This window comes from Gardnerella sp. KA00255, from assembly GCF_049244095.1.
In the GTDB taxonomy this organism is placed as follows: domain Bacteria; phylum Actinomycetota; class Actinomycetes; order Actinomycetales; family Bifidobacteriaceae; genus Bifidobacterium; species Bifidobacterium vaginale_F.
Genome location: NZ_CP058374.1, coordinates 1643994 through 1663445, shown reverse-complemented (window position 1 = coordinate 1663445; position 19452 = coordinate 1643994). Strand labels below are relative to the sequence as shown.

Annotated in this window: 14 protein-coding genes, 1 pseudogene and 1 CRISPR repeat array (1 of these 16 cut by a window edge); of the genes and pseudogenes, 2 read left to right on the top strand and 13 right to left on the bottom strand. The window is 40.6% G+C overall.

Annotated elements, in window-relative coordinates; translation table 11 throughout:
* Positions 1-28: 28 nt before the first annotated feature.
* A complete protein-coding gene (locus HXT51_RS06480) occupies positions 29-802 on the top strand; it encodes a type III pantothenate kinase (RefSeq protein ID WP_421776469.1) in 774 nt (257 codons plus the stop codon).
* Between the two features lie 63 nt (positions 803-865).
* Here HXT51_RS06480 and HXT51_RS06475 read toward each other — a convergent pair whose 3' ends face one another.
* From HXT51_RS06475 to map, 13 genes and pseudogenes are all read right to left on the bottom strand, one after another.
* Positions 866-2242 carry an ABC transporter substrate-binding protein gene (locus HXT51_RS06475; RefSeq protein WP_421776844.1) on the bottom strand — a complete coding sequence of 459 codons (1377 nt, stop codon included), beginning with the start codon at positions 2240-2242 and terminating at the stop codon, positions 866-868.
* Between the two features lie 145 nt (positions 2243-2387).
* Positions 2388-4295 carry a glutamine--fructose-6-phosphate transaminase (isomerizing) gene (gene glmS / locus HXT51_RS06470; RefSeq protein WP_421776468.1) on the bottom strand — a complete coding sequence of 636 codons (1908 nt, stop codon included), beginning with the start codon at positions 4293-4295 and terminating at the stop codon, positions 2388-2390.
* Positions 4296-4377: 82 nt separating this feature from the next.
* A complete protein-coding gene (locus tag HXT51_RS06465) occupies positions 4378-5253 on the bottom strand; it encodes an amino acid ABC transporter permease (RefSeq protein ID WP_421776467.1) in 876 nt (291 codons plus the stop codon).
* 126 nt (positions 5254-5379) lie between these two features.
* Positions 5380-6345: an ABC transporter substrate-binding protein gene (locus HXT51_RS06460; RefSeq protein WP_415691866.1), complete on the bottom strand. Its 966-nt coding sequence runs from the start codon at positions 6343-6345 to the stop codon at positions 5380-5382.
* 231 nt (positions 6346-6576) lie between these two features.
* A complete protein-coding gene (locus HXT51_RS06455; RefSeq protein ID WP_421776466.1) occupies positions 6577-7422 on the bottom strand; it encodes an amino acid ABC transporter ATP-binding protein in 846 nt (281 codons plus the stop codon).
* Positions 7423-7508: 86 nt separating this feature from the next.
* Positions 7509-8537 carry an amino acid ABC transporter permease gene (locus tag HXT51_RS06450; RefSeq protein ID WP_421776843.1) on the bottom strand — a complete coding sequence of 343 codons (1029 nt, stop codon included), beginning with the start codon at positions 8535-8537 and terminating at the stop codon, positions 7509-7511.
* Positions 8538-8655: 118 nt separating this feature from the next.
* The gene (locus HXT51_RS06445) at positions 8656-9564 is read right to left on the bottom strand and encodes an ABC transporter substrate-binding protein (RefSeq protein ID WP_415691864.1); all 909 of its coding nucleotides are present in this window, start codon (positions 9562-9564) and stop codon (positions 8656-8658) included.
* Between the two features lie 255 nt (positions 9565-9819).
* Positions 9820-10311: an SsrA-binding protein SmpB gene (gene smpB / locus HXT51_RS06440; RefSeq protein ID WP_103084797.1), complete on the bottom strand. Its 492-nt coding sequence runs from the start codon at positions 10309-10311 to the stop codon at positions 9820-9822.
* 66 nt (positions 10312-10377) lie between these two features.
* The gene (locus tag HXT51_RS06435; RefSeq protein WP_421776465.1) at positions 10378-11769 is read right to left on the bottom strand and encodes a CHAP domain-containing protein; all 1392 of its coding nucleotides are present in this window, start codon (positions 11767-11769) and stop codon (positions 10378-10380) included.
* Positions 11770-11954: 185 nt separating this feature from the next.
* Positions 11955-12878 (bottom strand): permease-like cell division protein FtsX, encoded by a 924-nt coding sequence (gene ftsX, locus HXT51_RS06430; protein WP_415691862.1) that lies wholly within the window; start codon positions 12876-12878, stop codon positions 11955-11957.
* A gap of 398 nt (positions 12879-13276) precedes the next feature.
* Positions 13277-14290 (bottom strand): annotated as a pseudogene (gene ftsE / locus HXT51_RS06425) (cell division ATP-binding protein FtsE); the annotation flags it as partial.
* 119 nt (positions 14291-14409) lie between these two features.
* The gene (prfB, locus tag HXT51_RS06420) at positions 14410-15567 is read right to left on the bottom strand and encodes a peptide chain release factor 2 (protein ID WP_103084793.1); all 1158 of its coding nucleotides are present in this window, start codon (positions 15565-15567) and stop codon (positions 14410-14412) included.
* 87 nt (positions 15568-15654) lie between these two features.
* Positions 15655-16428 (bottom strand): type I methionyl aminopeptidase, encoded by a 774-nt coding sequence (gene map / locus HXT51_RS06415; protein WP_103084792.1) that lies wholly within the window; start codon positions 16426-16428, stop codon positions 15655-15657.
* A 69-nt stretch (positions 16429-16497) separates the two neighbouring features.
* Here map and HXT51_RS06410 point away from each other — a divergent pair, with 69 nt between their 5' ends.
* Positions 16498-18636 carry a M13 family metallopeptidase gene (locus tag HXT51_RS06410; RefSeq protein ID WP_421776464.1) on the top strand — a complete coding sequence of 713 codons (2139 nt, stop codon included), beginning with the start codon at positions 16498-16500 and terminating at the stop codon, positions 18634-18636.
* A gap of 433 nt (positions 18637-19069) precedes the next feature.
* Positions 19070-19452: direct repeats of the CRISPR family, unit length 36 nt; unit sequence GTTGAAAATTAGCTTCTACCATTCTTGATACAATTG; it runs 285 nt beyond the window's last position.

The window sequence follows — 19452 nt, the reverse complement described above, 5'->3', positions numbered from 1 at the left end:
AATCCACTAACAGCCTAAGGAGATGCACATGCTATTAGCAGTTGACATCGGAAATACGAATATTGTGCTCGGATTTTTAGAAGGAAATCGCATAGTAGGCACATATCGAATGACAACTAAAGCAAGTCAAACTTCTGATGAGTATGGCATCATGATTATGCAATTCCTTCATTTAAGCGGATATAGTCTTAAAGATGTGGATGACGTGATAGTTGCATCTGTTGTTCCAAAAGTAATGCACTCATTCAGATCGAGTATTATTAAATTCATTCATATTGACCCAATGATTGTAGGCCCAGGCGTAAAAACCGGTATGAATATTCGCATAGATGAGCCTAAAACTCTTGGCGCTGACTGCTTAGCAGATTGCGTTGGTGCAATAACACAATACGGCGGTCCTGCTTTAGTAATCGACTTTGGTACAGCAACTACTTACAATTACGTAGACGAATATAACGCTATTACTTGCGGACTTATTTGCACAGGAATTCGCACAGCCGCAGCAGCTTTATGGGATAACACAGCGCAGCTTCCTGAAGTAGAAATATCCCGCCCAGAATCAGTTCTGGCGAAATCTACTCGTACTGCTATGCAAGCAGGCTTGTACTACAGCTTCTTAGGCGGAATTGAACGCACAATCGAACAGTTTAAGACTGAAATCAATGATCCGTTTAAAGTAATTGCCACGGGCGGATTAGGTAGTCTTTTTGAAAAAGACGTAAAAGCGATAGACTATTACGATCCAAACTTGATTTTCAAAGGAATGGCAGCAATTTATAATCGCAACACTAGCTCAAAATAGTGCTATTTCTATAGTGCTATTTCTATAGTTCTATTCCTATGGTTTGTTCGGACAAGCAGAAGTTTACTTAACTACAAAGCCTTGATTATAACCGTATTCTTGCAAATCTTTACGCCATAAAGAAAGTCCATCTTGCAAAGAAATACGATCGCCTGGATCATCCGGAAGCCGCAACTGCTTGCCGTCATTCTGCGTTATTCCAGCATCAATCATGGCTTGAACGCGTAAACGAGCGCGCGATTTTCTGCTCCAATCATATGCTTTGCCAACGGTGTAGCGAAAATCACTACGAGCGTACACTTCAAACGGCAGATACTTGTACCCCGTATTAACACAATCTGCAGCATCCGCTAAAACATGGTTAAACTTTTGACCACCAAAATAAGGTATATCAATACCTCTAGAATCGCGAACTGTTGTCTTATTCAAAAATGACTTATTTCTTAGCGTAACAACATCCGCTGGAAAAGCTCCACTATCAACTCTCATACGAATGCCTTGCGAATTATGGCATACATATTCCACAAAACGCATAGCAGCCTCAGGTTTACGGCTAGATTGCAATACAGCTAACGCTGATCCACCCATTTCAGAATTGCTACGTTCGCCATGCAAAGTTGGAACTTTAGCAACACGCCATAACCCAGCATTACCAGGAACATTTGCTAATAGAAGCGATGGCATCCAAGCGCCTGAAAAAACTGAAGCGACTTTACCGGATCCAAGCGCATCCTTCCAATCAGATGACCAAGTATTAAACCTAGTTTCAATCAAATCTTCATCAATCATAGACTGCCAAAACTCGGTAAATTCCTTCGTAGCTTTATCTTCTTGCAAACGAACAGTCACAGTTTTGCCATCATTCGAAGTTATATAAGGCTTACCTCCAGCAAGCCAAATCATAGCATCATAAAAACTAGCGTCACCGGAATCGGCTGCAATATAAACGCCAATATCTTTCAACTTTCGAGCAGCATGCCGGTAATCTTCCCAAGTGTGGATTTTAGACGCGTCTACCCCAGCCTGCTTAAAAACATCGTCATTATAAAACCAAGCCATAGGACCTGAATCCATTGGCAAACCATAAACGCGATTCCCTAATTTAACAGACGACCAAGTGCCAGGCGTGTAAAAAGTTTTCATGTCTCGCACGCGATCCGTAATGTCTAAAAGTTGACCGCTAACTGCGTATTGCGGCAAAGCATGATATTCAAGCTGCGCAACATCTGGCATACCATAGCCATCTTGAATCGCATTATTCAAAACGTTATAGCCGCTCGTATCCTTAACTGTTACTCGAATATCTGGATTTGACTTTTCAAATTCAACAGCCAAGCGTTTCATGCTAGGCTCCCAAGACCAAACAGTAATATGCGTTCTGGAATCTGTTTGCCCGCAAGCACAAGAAAAAACTATGGAGATAATACATAAAAGCGACATAGAAAAACGCCATGAAGCAATCTTGAGCATGCGAAAATTCTTCACACTCAAAAATCGCTTAAGCCAAGAAACGCACTTCAAAACGCCGCTTTTAAACGCAATCATACAATCGCCTAATACTATTTATTCAATATTTATTCAATATTTATTCAACTGTTACAGATTTAGCTAAATTACGTGGCTTATCAACGTCATAACCCTTTAATTTAGCCATATCCATAGCGAAAAGTTGCAATGCTACTACGTCAACTAAAGGACTTAACAAAGTTGCACATTTAGGACGCCAGAACACAATATCAGCGTAACGTTCAGCATCAGAATCACCAACTTCAGCAACTGCAATCGTAAAAGCTCCACGCGCTTTAACTTCTTCAATGCCAGAAATGACTTTAGAATGAAGAACGTCACGTCCTCGAGAAGATGGAACTATTACAACAACGGGTTCGCCGTCATCAACTAATGCAATAGGACCATGCTTAAGCTCGCCTGCAGCAAAACCTTCCGTAAAAGTATACGCGATTTCTTTAAGCTTTAAAGCACCTTCCAAAGCTACAGGGTACCCAACGTGTCTGCCTAAGAATAAGAACGATTTTGCGCCTATTGTACGTTTAGCAGCTTGCATAATAGCATCCGCTTGAGTATCAAGAACTTCTTGAATCTTATCCGGCATATCTTTAAGCTTAGAAACGATTTGCTGAATTTCATCGCGATACATTGTGCCTTTTACTTGCGCTAAATACAAGCCCAACATATAAGCTGCAACGATTTGCGCTACGAACGCCTTTGTAGAAGCAACAGCTATTTCTGGACCAGCATGCGTATAAAGAACAGCATCGGATTCGCGCGGAATACTAGAACCTTGAGTATTGCAAATCGCAAGCACACGACTACCCTGCTCACGAGCATGACGCAAAGCCATAAGCGTATCCATAGTTTCGCCAGATTGCGAAATCGCTACTACAAGCGTTCGATTATCTAAAATAGGATCTCTGTATCTGAATTCATGTGCTAATTCCACTTCAACAGGTACACGAACCCAATGCTCAATAGCATATTTTGCAACTAAACCAGCATAACTTGCAGTTCCACAAGCAACAACAATAATTTTATCTATTGAACGCAAAACATCTTGACCAATATGAACTTCGTCAAGAACAATATTTCCCTTAGTGTCAAAGCGACCGCGCAAAGTATCCGCGACAGCATGCGGATCTTCATGAATCTCCTTGTCCATAAAGGAATCCCATCCGCCTTTTTCTACTGCAGACGCGTCCCAATCAACTGTAAAACAAGTAGGATTTTTAACCTCATTGCCATTGAAATCAGTAAGCAAAATACTCGCTTTACCAGATTCATCAATGTTACCAACGCAGACAGCTTGATCTTGGCCGACTTCCAAAACTCGATCCGTATAAGCAACAAAAGCTGCAACATCTGACCCAAGGAAATATTCACCATCCCCAAGGCCTACAACCAAAGGCGAATCGTGACGAACAGCAGCAACGATACCCGGTTGACGAACATCAACAGCTAATAGTGTGAAAGCTCCTTTAAGCATTTTTGCCGTACGACGAATCGCAGTAAATAAATCCGGCTTGCCAGTTTCATTTATAATTTCATTCGCAATTTTGCCAAGCAATTTTGCAGCAACTTCAGTATCTGTTTGAGAAGAAAATTCGTATCCTTCTTCATGAAGCTGCTCTTTTAACACAAGTGCGTTTTCAATAATACCGTTATGAATAAGCGCGATTTTACGATCTGCACTCGTATGAGGATGTGCGTTAATATCGCAAGGAGCACCATTCGTAGCCCAACGAGTATGACCAATAGCTGCACTTGAATCAGGCATAGGATTTTTAGCTATATCATTACGCAAATTAGTAAGCCTACCAGCTTTTTTACGAACGTCAGCATAATCCATTCCTGGAGCAACTAACGCAACTCCAGAAGAATCATATCCGCGATACTCTAAACGCTCTAAACCACCTAAACAAACTTCTAAAGGTTTTGCACAAACTTTTCCAAAACCTGCGTATCCAACAATGCCACACATAATTTTCTATTCTACGTTATAAAACGTGTGTGTTTCTACATGTTTTGCAATTATGTTTTGAAATTACGTTTTGAAATTACTGTTATCTGTTGATATGAATACTATCTGCTTTTGCTTCGAATCCTTTGCCAAAATGCTTTTCCAACATAACCTGCAAAACCATCAAAACAGATGTAATCACCAAATACCAAATACTAGCAACAAGCAAAAGCGGAATCGGCTTATAAATACGATTAGCAACAGCATTAGTAGCAAACTGAAGCTCCAAAGTAAAAGGAACAGCCAAAACCAAAGACGTAGTCTTAAGCATGCCAATAGTTTCATTACCTAAAGGAGGGATAATAATACGCATAGCTTGAGGCAAAATAATACGACGCATAGTCAAAGACCTACCCATACCCAAAGCCTGAGCAGCCTCAACCTGACCAGCATCCACAGCCTCTAAACCAGCGCGAACAATCTCCGACAAATACGCAGCTTCATTCAAAGACAAACCAATAACAGCAGCATTCAAAGAAGTCATAACAACATTAGAATCAATAGAGAAAAACTCCACAGAAGTAAACGGAATACCCAAACTCAGCTTAGGCACAAGAACAGCAAACATACCCCAAAAAACAAGCTGCGTATAAACAGGAGTACCTCTGAAGAACCAGATAAAGAACCAGCTAACACCGCGAAGAACTGGGTTAACAGATTTACGCATCATAGCTAAAACAACAGCCAAAATAATTGCAATAACCATAGAGGCAACAGTTAAGAACAAAGTCCAACCAATACCTGAAAGAACGTTCTCGTTAAAAATGTATTTCCAAACGATTGCCCAATCAAATCGAGGATTTGTAGCAATTGAATACACAAGAGCACACGCTATAATCGCAACAATAATGCCAGATATAATAGGTCCAGGTTTTCTGACTGGCAAAATACGCTCGTTGTTGTTATTTTTAGCAAACATGTTCTTAATCCTACTCTAAGCAACCAAAGTTTCTACTAGTGAATATTAAACAGCTAAATCAATCATACAAAACAATCAGCAAAATCAATCATACAAAGTATCAGCAAAGCAAATCACACAAATCAATCACACTTTTGGATTTACTTCTGGGTGTTTAATCATAACGTCTTCAACACCCCACGCCTTCATTATTTCTTGATACGCGCCCGTTTGTATTAGCTTTTCAATACCAGCTTTTATTGCTTTTACAAGCTGAGTATCTCCTTTTTGAGTAATAATACCCATAAGAGCTTTATCACGACTTTTACCCAATGGCTCCAGCTGACCGTCCGTTTGCTCAATCGCAAAACTAGAAACAGGAGTATCGGCATACATAACGTCTGCGCGACCTGCCACTACTGCAGTCGTAGCATCCGTTTGCTCTCTAAATGCAAGAACATCTAATGGCGCTTTGCGACTTAACTTGCAAACATCTCTTGCGTCATACATTTGAGTTTCGCTTGTTGTTCCAACTTGAACAGAAACTTTTTTACCACATAAATCGTTAAGATTTACATTTGTTGGATTTCCTTTTCGAACAACAAAAAGCAAACCAGCGTCCGCGTACGTTACAAAATCAACTGACTTTTCTCGCTCTTTACTAACCGTAAATCCCGAAACACCAATATCAAATTTGCTTCCAACAGATGGCAAAATCGCATCAAAAGGCGCATGAACAATGCGAAGCTTTAATCCCATTAGTTTTGCTAACGCTTTGTTTAAGTCTATTTCGTAACCTACAACAGTTCTTCCATCTCTAGCGTAGAATCCTGCAGGCGCATATCCAACATTAGTACCCATTACAAGCTCGCCACTTTCTACAAGCTTTTTCGGCAACATTGCAGCAATACTTTCATCTTTTTTAATACGATTGACGTCGTAGCTGCGCGCTAAAAGAGGATCTGGCCCAACCGCATCGCTTGTTCCGCAAGCACTGGAAAATCCTAGTAAAGATAGCGACGTAAACGCTGCAACAAATTTTAGCCAACGAGACACACGAACGCCGTTCTTTCTATGCGAGTTTGATTCGCACGAAGAACATGCATCACTCATACTAATCTCCGAATAAATTGGATGGAATATTTAAACAATGAACAACTTTACACTATGTTTCTTATTAAACAAACTTGCCAAACATTGCTCAAGATATTCTTTACGTAAAATTGTTTAAATAATAGTGCTAATCAAAATAAAAAGGCTGCAGCAAACACCGCAGCCATAAATTATTCATGATTTTACGCAAAATGCTTTAATTTTTACGTATTTATGTTTATATGTTATATCTTACAAAACGCTGTGCAGAAAATCCTTGAACCTTTCAGTTTGAGGATTATCAATAATCCCAGACGTTCCAAATTCAACAACTTTTCCGCCATCCATAAACACAACTTGATCTGCAACTTCTCGAGCAAAACCAATCTCGTGAGTTACAACAATCATTGTCATTCCATCGTTTGCCAAGTAGCGCATAACATTAAGCACTTCTCCAACAAGCTCTGGGTCTAGTGCAGACGTAGGCTCATCAAAAAGCATGATTTCTGGCTTCATAGCAAGCGCGCGAGCAATCGCAACTCGCTGCTGTTGGCCACCAGAAAGCTGAGAAGGATAATGATTCATGCGGTCTGCCATTCCAACACGCTTTAATTCTTCAATAGCTAAATGACGCGCTTCACCCTTATTGACGTGCCCAACATGAACAGGAGCTTCCATAACGTTTTCTAATGCCGTCATATGAGGGAACAAATTAAAACGCTGGAACACCATTCCAAGCTTTGCGCGTTGCACTGCAATTTCCTTGTCGTTTAACGCTTGCAAAGCTTCTTTGCCATTACGAACAACAGTTTTTACGCCAATGCGCTCGCCGTAAATCGTGATTTTTCCAGATGTGATTGTTTCAAGCTGGTTCACCAATCGTAGCAAAGTTGACTTTCCACTTCCCGAAGGACCGAGTATAACTGTTACACTTCCTGGCTTTACAGTCATATTAATGCCCTTAAGAACTTGCAAATTGCCAAAGCTCTTATGCAAATCGCTTATAACTACAGCTGGAACATCATTATTATGATTCTGATCTTGTACGTCTTGTACGTCTTGCACGTCTTGCTCTGTAACTGTTAGATTATTTGTCATTTTTCCTCAAATCTAATAAAAACTAATGGAATTTTACCATTTATAATGCACTTATTTATGCTTGTATTAATTGCAATCAATACAACCTATGCATTAAATCCAAGCATTGTTGCATTATTGCGACCATTTACAGCATCGCTAGCAGCCTTAATAGCTTCATCTCCACGCTTTGCAGCATTCGAGTTGATTTGCGTATTTTTTACAATGTCTTTTGCTTCAAAGCCTTTTCCAAAATGCTTCTCGAGCATGTATTGCAAGACCATCAAAATTGAGGTGATAAGCAAATACCAAATACCAGCAACAAGCAAAAGCGGAATCGGCTTATAAATTCGATTAGAAATAGCCCTTGTCGCAAATTGTAATTCAAGCGTAAAAGGCACAGCAACAACTAAAGAAGTAGTTTTAAGCATGCCAATAGTTTCATTACCGAGAGGCGGAATAATAATACGCATAGCTTGAGGCAAAATAATACGACGCATCATCAAAGAACGAGACATGCCTAAAGCTTTAGACGCTTCTACCTGACCAACGTCAACAGCCTCTAAACCAGCGCGAACAATCTCCGACAAATACGCAGCTTCATTCAAAGACAAACCAATAACAGCAGCGTTCAAAGAAGTCATAACAACATTTGAATCAATAGAGAAAAACTCAACAGACGTAAACGGTATGCCCAAACTCAGCTTAGGCACAAGAACAGCAAACATACCCCAAAAAACGAGCTGAGTATAAACAGGAGTACCTCTGAAGAACCAGATAAAGAACCAGCTAACACCGCGAAGAACTGGGTTAACAGATTTACGCATCATAGCTAAAACAACAGCCAAAATAATTGCAATAACCATTGAGACAACAGTTAAGAACAAAGTCCAACCAATACCAGCAAGAACGTTATCGCTTATAAGATATATTGCAACTTCATACCACTCAAAACGTGGATTAGTAATAATTGAATATAAAAGGAAGCATACGATAATTGCAACTATAATTCCTGCAACAACAGGACCTGGATTTCTAACTGGCAAAATACGCTCAGCATTATTTTCGGATTGCTGCTTCAAATTCTCTTCTCCGCTATGCTCTTCTCCGCTATATTTTTTGGCATTGTAATTCATACTGTTCACTCCACTCATTGCTTATTTAAAATATCTTTAAAATATCTTTAAAGCAGAATATGGCGTATACTGCGCAATCCAATAAATTACACAATATACGCCACAAAAATCATCTCAATCAGAGTTTAGGATTCACTACTGCTTGATCAATAGCAACATCCTCAACACCCCACTTTTTCAGGATGTCTTTGTAAACACCTGACTGCATAAGCTTATCGATACCAGCTTTCACTGCTTTAAGCATCTTTTCATCGCCTTTTTTAACAGCTGCACCCATTGGCTCAGAATCATTGCTCTTTCCCAAAATTTCAAGCTTTCCAGGATTCTTAATTGCAGCATAACCTGCAACAGGTGTATCAGCGTACATAACGTCAGCGCGACCGGAAACTAAAGCAGCAGTTGCATCAGTTTGCTCTTCAAAGCTCAATATTTCCAAAGGCTTATCTTTCTTTGCAGCACACTGCTTCTTAGCTTCTTCCATAAGAGGCTCACCTACTGTGCCAGTTTGTAAAGAAACTTTCTTTCCGCACAAGTTACTTGTATCTACATGTGTTGGATTTCCTTTACGGATTTCAAAAGATAAACCTGCATTAGCGTAAGTTACGAAATCTACGCTCTTCATACGCTCAGCATTAACAGTAAAACCTGAAATACCAACATTATATTTGCTGCCGATTGCTGGGATAATCGCGTCAAATGGAGCGTGCATGATTTTAGCTTTTAAGCCAAATACTTTTGCTAAAGCTTTAGCAAAATCGACTTCATATCCGACTGGAGTTTTTCCATCAGCAGCAAAGAATTCAGCAGGAGCATAACTTACGTTTACACCGACAGTAAGTTCTCCACTTTTCACAACATCTTCAGGAAGCATAGCTGCGATAGCGTCGTCTTTCTTAACTTGGCTTACGTCATAGCTTCTTGCAACATCTGGATCCGCAGCTTTAGAATCAGCCGGTCCGCATGCAGCAACAGAACCCATTAATACAAGTGACACTGCTATTGCCATTGATTTCCATAACTTTGACATTTTACTTCTCCTAAAAATTACATATTTACAATGTTGTGTATAAATATACATGAAAGTGGCGATATTGCAAGTGTATTTTTTTACGTATTTTGTATATTATAGATTTCTTATACATAATTTTGGCAGAAAATCGCTAATTATAAGTGAATATAGTGAATAATATGCAAAAAAATGAATAATAATAATTGATACTCGTGCCTTAAAAGCACAATAAAAGTCTCAAAAACTCAAAAAAAGTCTCAAAAACTCAAAAAATTATGCGCGAGAACGCAAATTACGATAACGCATTTCACGCAAAGCTTCTCGCTTATCTTGTTCCTCACGCAAAGCTTGACGCTTATCAAACTCTTTCTTTCCTCGAGCCAAAGCAATCTCAACTTTTACATAGCTTCCGCGGAAATACAATCGCAAAGGTACAACAGTGTAACCTTTCGCTTCTGTTTGCCTGGAAAGCTTAGCAATTTCAACAGCATGAAGTAACAATTTACGCTTACGCTTAGGAGCATGATTATTCCAAGTACCATTCAAATACTCAGGAATATTCGCTCCCTCTAACCACATTTCTCCACGTCTATCAATACTCACAAATGATTCAGCTAAAGAAGCGCGCCCTTCACGAAGAGACTTGACTTCAGTACCAGTAAGCGCAAGACCAGCTTCATAGCAATCCTCGATAGCATAATCATGATAAGCTTTGCGATTATTAGCTATTGTAAGAGTCCCATCTTGAGCAGGTTTTTTATCCACTTTTCACTCCAAACATCTTAAATAAAGCGCACGCAAAGCACAGGTAAATTCCCTTTTTCAAAGAATTTAGTAATGTACAAATTCAAACATACCAGGATTACTAATAGTTCTATAAGACGGGAATGTAGCAAATCCAACGCCACCTTCAGAAATTAATACAGAACCATCAGAATTAACGCGCTCAACAACAGCCACATGGCCATAAGTTGAATCAGATCCAGCAACTCCACGAGGAAATACAATAATTGCTCCAACATGAGGAGTGTGATTCACTAAATAGCCCAATCGGCGTCCACTAGCAGCCCAATCAGCTCCATTTCCCATATAAGATCCTACAGGAAGATTCAACTGAGAACGGCGCAAATAAGCCCATAAAGTGCATTGGCGAGCAGGATAAGCAGAACCACCAACACTGTTACCAGTTCCATGGCCATAGCAGAACTTAGATCCTTCAGGGCAATTTCCTGGAACATCGTAATTCATACCTTGCGCAAAACCAGAACCTTCAGGCATAGATTGCAAAGATACATTAGATGAATTAGCTCCATTAACCTGCTGACGATTGCCAAACTTAGGATTAATACGAGCGGCAGCACTTCTAGCTAAAGCCCTTGCTTGAGCATCAATAGCAGACTTCATCTTGACAATTTCTGCAGCTTCACGAGCCTGCTGCGAAGCAAGACTACCTTTTTGACTTTCAAGCTGTTTACGAATCTCTTGACCTTTATCTCGCAAATCTTGCAAATACTTTTGCTTATTCTTTGCTTCTTGCTCAGCAACCTGAGCGCTTTGAACTTGCTCGTCTGCTTTCTTCTTTAACTTTGTAATTTCAACTTCAATAGCAGCCAAACGCTGTTTACGATTCATGGAAGTATTCAAAGTTATTGCCGCATTATGAGCCGCATTTGACTCACTACGCGCTATAGCAGCATCCGACTGCATCTTACCAACAAATTGCTCAGTCGTAGTTGAATTCGTAAGCATAGCCATAACATGCGAAGAATTCGAACCATGGAAACTTTCACGAGCAAGCTGAGCTACAGCAGCCTTAGCATCGTCATAATCAATGCCAGTTTCTTTAATTTTTTCTTCTAATTCAAGCTTATCTTTTTTAGCAGATTCTAAACGCTGGTTAGTAGCATCCGCAAGATTACGAGCCTGCTCTGAACGCTGTTCTGCTTGTTCTACTTCTCGAAGCTGTTTAGGGATTTGACGCTCGTTAAGATCATTTAACTCTACTATTTTATCTGCAAGCTTTTTACTAACACCAGCTAGTTTTCTACGCAAAGCAGCATTGTTTTGCACTTTTCGATGGTATTCTTGCAAGCTAACAGCTTCTGCCGGAGAAGTCGAAAAAATCGAACAAGTTGCACCTACAGAAAGCATTAATGTAGAAGCCATGATTACACCAACTGCAATTCGAAGACGACTATTGTCTTTCATACGAGTCTTCATCATTACCCTTTCCACGACCTCATTCGTGCTAGTATACCACGCCTTTCGAATTATGAATGGAATTATGAATGTCTAACTAGTTAATTTATAAAGCAGACTTGCAATAAGCTCTACTCTAAAACCGTAAAACAAAGTATTATTCCAAAACCGTAATCCGAAACCTTACTCTAAAGCACTATTTTAAAGTCTTAGGCTTGCAAATATCTACGCAAAGCAATAGAAGACGCAACAATAGAAAGAACTACAGCTCCAATCACAAGACCTGGAACAGTCACCCAAACCGTTGTTTGATCCACAAAAGGCATCCACTTAACCTTCTGAGCAAGCCAATCCGTAATAAACACTTTCACTACAGCACTTAAAACAACTCCAGAAAGAAGTGAGCCAAAGAAAGAAGCTATAGACCCTTCTAGAATGAACGGCATACGAATAGTCCAATTAGAAGCGCCAACAAGTCGCATAATTTCTGTTTCTTGCTTACGTGAGGCAGCAGACATTCTAATAGTCGTTCCAGTTAGCATAATAGCTACAACAACCATCACAGCAGCTAAAACAATTGTTACTGCAGTAGCACGATTCAATACACTAAAAACTGGATCAAAAATTTGACGCTGATCAACTACGCTTTCTACGCCATCTCTGCCTGAAAGAACTTCTGAAACAACTTGATATTTCATAGGATTACGTAATTTCAATCGCAAAGAATCTTGCATATCTGCTGCAGTAAGCGTACGACCTTGATAAATTCCACGCGGATATTGCTTTAAGAATGTGTTTTTATAAAACTCTTCCCTACTGACATAAGTAATATGCGAAACGTCATCGCCAAGTTCCCTAGAAATAACCTCTTCAAGCTTAACAATGTCTTCTTTAGTGGGAGCTTTACCAGATGCACATGAAGCAGATTGACTCGTACCATCCGGGCAAAGCCACGCGACGACTTCTACTTTGTCATACCAATCGCCTTTAGCTTTTGTGATCTGAGCCTGCATTAATACAGAAGAACCAATAAAAAGAAATGATATGAAAGTGACGAGCATAACTGAAAGAATCATAGAAACATTGCGACGTAAACTAATGCAAGTTTCTGAAAAGATAAATCGCAAACGCATTATTTCTCTCCTTCAACTTTATCCGTATAATTATCGCTATTTACAGCACTAGCGTCTGTATCACTAGCATCTTCAGCACTAGCCTCTTCAGCACTAGCATCTTCAGCACTAGCCTTCTTGTTATGAGTGTTTGATGATGCAACAGGAGGCTTAGGCGGAGCAGGAGGCATTGCAGATTCTTTAGCCACAGCGGCTTCTTTAGCCACAGCGGCTTCTTTAACCTCAGAGTCTTCTTTAGTCTCAGCAGCTTCGCTAGCTACAGCATTTTCATTATTAGCTACAGCAGATTCTTTAGCCTCAACGTCTTCTTTAACTTCAGCTTTTTCTTTAGCTACAGAGCCTTCGTTAGCTTCAGAGCCTTCGTTCAATCCAGATTTTTCAGAAGATTCGGCATTATTCAAACTCAAACCGCGTCCCCAAGTCATAGTTGTTTCCAAAGACTGGAACACTTCACCGTAGCGACCAGTTCTTCCAGAATGAACAGACTGAGCGAGACGCGCAATACCCTCATTTTCAGAAGTATCACTTTGAAGATATTGCGTAACAATATCAACAGTTTCACGAGCTTGCGCTGCACGTTGAGCTTTCTTAGAAAGTCGCTTATGACGTTCAGTTCTTTCAGGCTGCTCACTCACAACTGAAATTTCATGCTCTTCTTCATTTTTTTCAACAGACTGCTGAGCTTTAGACTTTTGTTCAACATCAGCATCCGGGAAGTAAAGCGCAGAATCATACGATCCTTCGCGCTCATCACGCACAATTTTTCCAGCATGAAGCTCCACAACTCGCTTACGCATTGAATTCACAATTTCCTCATTATGCGTAGCCATAACAATTGTTGTGCCAGTTCGGTTAATAGCATCCAAAACTTCCATAATTCCGAGAGAAGTAGTTGGATCCAAATTACCAGTAGGCTCATCTGCCAAAATTATTTGAGGATGATTAACATAAGCGCGCGCAATAGCCACACGCTGAGCTTCACCACCGGAAAGCTCATGTGGATAATTATTTTCTTTCCCAGTCAAACCAACTGTTTCCAAAACGCGCGGAACAAGCGAACGAATAGTCGCTCTACTTGTACCAATCACCTCTAAAGCAAAAGCAACATTCTGATAAACTGTTTTATTATTAAGTAATTTATAATCCTGGAAAATAAAACCAAGAGACCTGCGATACTGCGGTACTTGACGATTAGCTAAACGCCTTAAATCGTTACCAGCAACATGAATTTCACCGCTAGTCGCTTCCTCTTCGCGCAATAAAAGACTTAAAAGAGTGGTTTTACCAGATCCTGATGCTCCAACTAAAAATACGAAATCACCGCGATTAACATCCAAAGAAATATCGTCCAAAGCAGGACGCGAACCCTTAGGGTAAATCTTAGAAACATGTTCCAATGACATTAGTGACATGTCCGACTTTCCTTCCAAACAATGACACGAACATAATAAAGTTCAAAATCATATATTTTGCTAATCCGTTTTTGCTAATCCGTTTTTGCTAATCCGTGATATTCAATTTTATATTTAAATTATTTATTGTCAGATTTCAAATCAGACTCTGCTTCAGCTTCTTTTTGAGCTGCAACTCGCTGCTCATGACGCCAACGAATACCAGCTTCAATAAAACCGTCAATATCACCGTCAAAAACAGCCTGAGTTTGTGAAGTTTCGTAGCCAGTGCGCAAATCCTTCACCATCTGATAAGGGTGAAGCACGTAGGAGCGCATCTGATCTCCCCAACTTGCCTTAATATCTCCAGCAAGCTCCTTCTTTTTCGCTGCTTCCTCAGCATGCTTAAGCACAAGCAAACGCGATTGCAAAACTGCCATTGCAGCAGCGCGATTTTGAATCTGACTGCGCTCATCTTGCATAGAAACAACCAAGCCGGTTGGCAAATGCGTAATGCGTACAGCAGAATACGTAGTGTTTACGCCCTGGCCGCCAGGCCCTGAAGCTTGGAAAGTATCCACGCGAATATCCGAATCTGGAATATCAATATGATCCGTAGCTTCAACAAGAGGAATTACTTCCACAGCACTAAAGCCAGTTTGACGACGACCTTGATTATCGAACGGCGAAATACGAACCATTCTGTGAGTGCCGCCTTCTACAGAAAGACGACCATACGCGTAAGGAGCATCAACTTGGAAAGTAGCGGATTTAATACCAGCTTCTTCTGCATAAGACGTGTCCATCATCTTAGTTTTATAGCCGTTTCGCTCAGCCCAGCGCAAGTACATACGAAGAAGCATTTGAGCAAAATCAGCGGCATCTACGCCTCCAGCACCAGAGCGAATCGTAACAACTGCAGAACGAGCGTCATACTCGCCGTCAAGAAGAGTCTGAACTTCCATATCGTCCAACTCGTGAGCAATACTTCCAAGCTCTTCTTGAGCCTCGCTCATGGAATCAGCATCGTCTTCTTCTTGACCAAGTTCAATTAAAGTCTTAGTATCTTCAATTCGCTGCTCAACAGCTTGCAAACGCTTCAATTGAGACTGAGCTGCAGAAAGCTTACTCGTAACCTGCTGAGCATGCTCAGAATCATCCCAAAGCCCAGGCTCTGCAGCCTGCTTTTCTAAATCAGCAATCGTAACTTTCAACGAATCAACATCTAGTGCTTTAGAAATCGAAGAATACTTTGCTTCAACATCATTTAACGCTTGGGCAAAATCAAATTCCGCCATTTACTTAAAGTTCCTCTTTATATACTTGTCTTACGCAATCACTATTCGCAAAACTCTTACCAAATAAACTTTTTACTCTTTATAAGTTTAGCGTACAGTCAAAATCTCTGGACCATTCTCAGTAATTGCAATAGTATGCTCAGTGTGTGCACCGCGAGAACCATCAGCAGAACGAAGAGTCCAACCATCCTTTGGATCCTGGTAAATCTCGTCAGTAGTCTTTAAGAACCATGGCTCAATTGCAATCACAAGACCTGGGCGAAGCTTGTAGCCGTGATGAGCAGTGCCATCGTTAGGAACGTGCGGATCACCATGCATAATATGGCCAACTCCGTGACCACCAAACTCAAGGTTTACGCTGTAACCATACTCGTGAGCAACGCATCCAATAGCAGAAGAAATATCTCCAAGGCGATTTCCAGGCTGAGCCATATTAATACCAGCCTCCAGCGCTTCCTCAGTGCACTTAATCAAGCGCAAATCCTCAGGATCCGCATGCTTTCCAACCACGAAACTAATAGCAGAATCTCCAACCCAGCCATCAACGTTAATTGCCAAGTCAAGAGTTAGCAAATCACCATCTTTAAGGTTGTAATCAAAAGGAACTCCGTGAAGAACAGCATCATTTACAGAAGTGCAAATATAGTGTGCAAAAGGACCAGTTCCAAAATCAGGAGCGTAATCAACATAGCAAGAAGACGCACCTTTGCGGCTCATAATTCGCTGGCGTACAAAATCATCAATCTCAAGAAGATTGGTTCCAACTTTTGTCATTGCTTTCAAGTCTTTAAGAATACTACCGACAAAGCGACCTGCAGGCTTCATCGCTTCAATTTCAGATGGAGTTTTAAGTTCAATCATGCTTTAAGACTAACGCGCAGGCACGAAAATGGCGCAAAAACTGTCGCTTAATACTTGTAATCTAGACACATGTCTAATAACAATGAAATTAATAATAATAATAAGGAATCGCAGAACGAAATTTCTGCTGTAAATTTTGATCCTGCATCCTTCTCATCGGTTACTCGACCACAAGATGATTTATTCCGTTACGTAAACGGTCCTTGGATTGACACTTACACTCTTCCAGAAGACAAACCAATGTATGGCGCTTTCTACAAGCTTGCAGAAGATGCAGAGACGCAAATTCGAGATATTTTAGAAAGCGAAGATTGCCAAGCCAAAAAGTCACAAGCTTTATACCGTAACTATTTGGATACTGCAGCTATTGAAAAAGCTGGAATTACGCCAATTAAAGGCGATTTAGACGCTGTTGATGCGGCTAACAGCAAGGAAGATTTGGTTCGCACTATTGGTGCTCTTACTCCATACGGCGGCCCTAATGCAATGTTTGCTTTTGGCGTTTATGGAGACCCTAAGGATCCTAAGACGAATATTATGCATATTGAGCAGGCTGGATTGGGCTTGCCAGACGAAGCATACTATCGCGAAGATAATTACGCTCCAATTCGCGCTGAATACGTAAAAATGGTAGCTTCATTGTTGCGCTTAGCTGGATACGGTGACGCATCCACTACAAGCGAGCAATCGGAACGTTTCTTGAAGGTTGAGACGCAAATCGCAAGCAACCATTGGGATAACGTTGCAACTCGCGATTCTCAAAAAACTTATAATCCTTACAATTATTCTGATTTGGCAAAAGCACTTGAAGCTCTGAATCTTGACGCTTTCTTAGACTCTGCTCAAAAAGCATACGACGATTGCGAAGAAGCAAAGAATCAGCCAATAGATTTTCTTAAAGCTTTTAACAAGGTAATAGTTCACGAGCCAAGCTTTATAGAAGGATTGAATAAGATTTGGCAAGAAGCCGACTTAGAAGATCTAAAGCTTTGGACACGCGTGCACGTGATTTTGTGCTGGGCAAGCATGTTAAGCGAAGATTTTGCACAAGCACGATTTGACTTCTACGGCAAAGTACTTTCTGGTGCTACCAAGCCACGCGACCGCTGGAAGCGCGCAATCGGAGTTGTTGACGATGCTTGCGGTGAGGAAGTTGGCCGCGAATACGTGCGCTTGCACTTCCCTGAATCTTCTAAAAAGTATATGCAAGGCTTAGTTGACAATCTTATTAACGCTTACCGCGAGTCGATTTCTCACAGCAGCTGGCTTGGTGAGGAGACTAAGGCGAAGGCCTTGGAAAAGCTTAGTAAGTTTGAGCCAAACATTGGTTACACAAATCATTGGATTGACTACTCTGCGCTAAATATTAAGGAAGACGCTGGCTTAATTGAGAATATGCGCGAAGTTTCTCGATTTATCTTTGGTAGATATACTGCAAAAGCTGGAAATCCTGTGGATCGCGAAGAGTGGCAGATGACTCCGCAAACTGTAAACGCTTACTACGATCCGTTGCTTAATGTAATTGTGTTCCCAGCTGCGATTTTGCAGCCACCATTCTTTAACCCAAGTGCTCCAGACGCAGCAAACTACGGCGCTATTGGCGCGGTAATCGGACACGAAATTGGACACGGTTTTGACGACCAAGGTTGCGAATATGACGGCGACGGTGTGCTTAACAATTGGTGGACTGACGAAGACAAAACCAACTTTGCTGAGCGCACTAAAAAGCTTATTGAGCAATACAACGCTTTTACACCAACGCAGCTTATTGTTAAATACTCTCACTTAAAGAGCAAAGAAGAGCGCGATGCAATGCCTCACGTAAATGGCGCTTTAACAATCGGCGAAAACATTGGCGATTTAAGCGGCGTAACTATTGCTCTTAAAGCCTACGCTTTTGCTTTGCAAAAGAGCAAGGGCCAAGAAATCGACGGAAGTGACGATGCGATTCGCGAAACTTTGCTGAACGCTCCTAAGATTGATGGTTTCACTGCTTTGCAACGATTCTTCTTAAGCTACGCACTTGTTTGGCGTTCAAAGGCTCGTAACGAGATTGCTGAGCAATACCTTCAAATAGACCCACACTCCCCTGCAGAATGCCGCACTAATGGCATTGCACGCAACGTTGACTTGTTCTACGATGCTTTCGACGTTAAAGAAGGCGACGAGATGTGGCTCGACCCAAGCGAGCGCGTGCACATTTGGTAAAGCGATAATGCGTTTGCTTATCGTGTGCAGATAACGCATAAATAATTTTCTTATTATAAAGAAACATAATGGGAACGCTACCTTAGTAACGTTCCCATTATTGATATATGAATATTGTTTATATGAAGACTACACGCACATATTTCCAGAAGACACTTTTTTTAAAAAAACGCACAAATGCGGAAAGTAGAAATATTTTCAACTACACTATCTATTGATTATATCAATATGTTACTTTTTAAATCTTTTAACAAAACTTAGAAAAGTTCACTTGTTTTCTATTTCCCAAAAATGATATATTAGAAGTGCTAATTTTCAATAAGACTGGACTTGTTATCCAGTTTGATTGCTCAGCAGTTTTGATGATTATCACTGCAGGGGAAGCTTTCCAGCTTCCCCGTTTTTATTTATTCGTTGAAAATTAGGGTTATAGGCCAAAAGTTATTTTCTACCATTCTTGATATAATTGAAGCCCCTCATATATATGCTTAGGTGTGTTGAAAATTAGCTTCTACCATTCTTGATACAATTGAAACGCCTCGTAAACGTCCTGTTTTGTTGTTGAAAATTAGCTTCTACCATTCTTGATACAATTGGTGTCGGTGGTGTCGGCATTGTTGAAAATTAGCTTCTACCATTCTTGATACAATTGCGCATCATACGCATCAGTCCACGCGTTAGTTGAAAATTAGCTTCTACCATTCTTGATACAATTGTCATGGTATTAAAAAAGCAGCCTTTGTAGTTGAAAATTAGCTTCTACCATTCTTGATACAATTGAAGTGTGTTTTGTCGTGTCCAGCGTTGTGTTGAAAA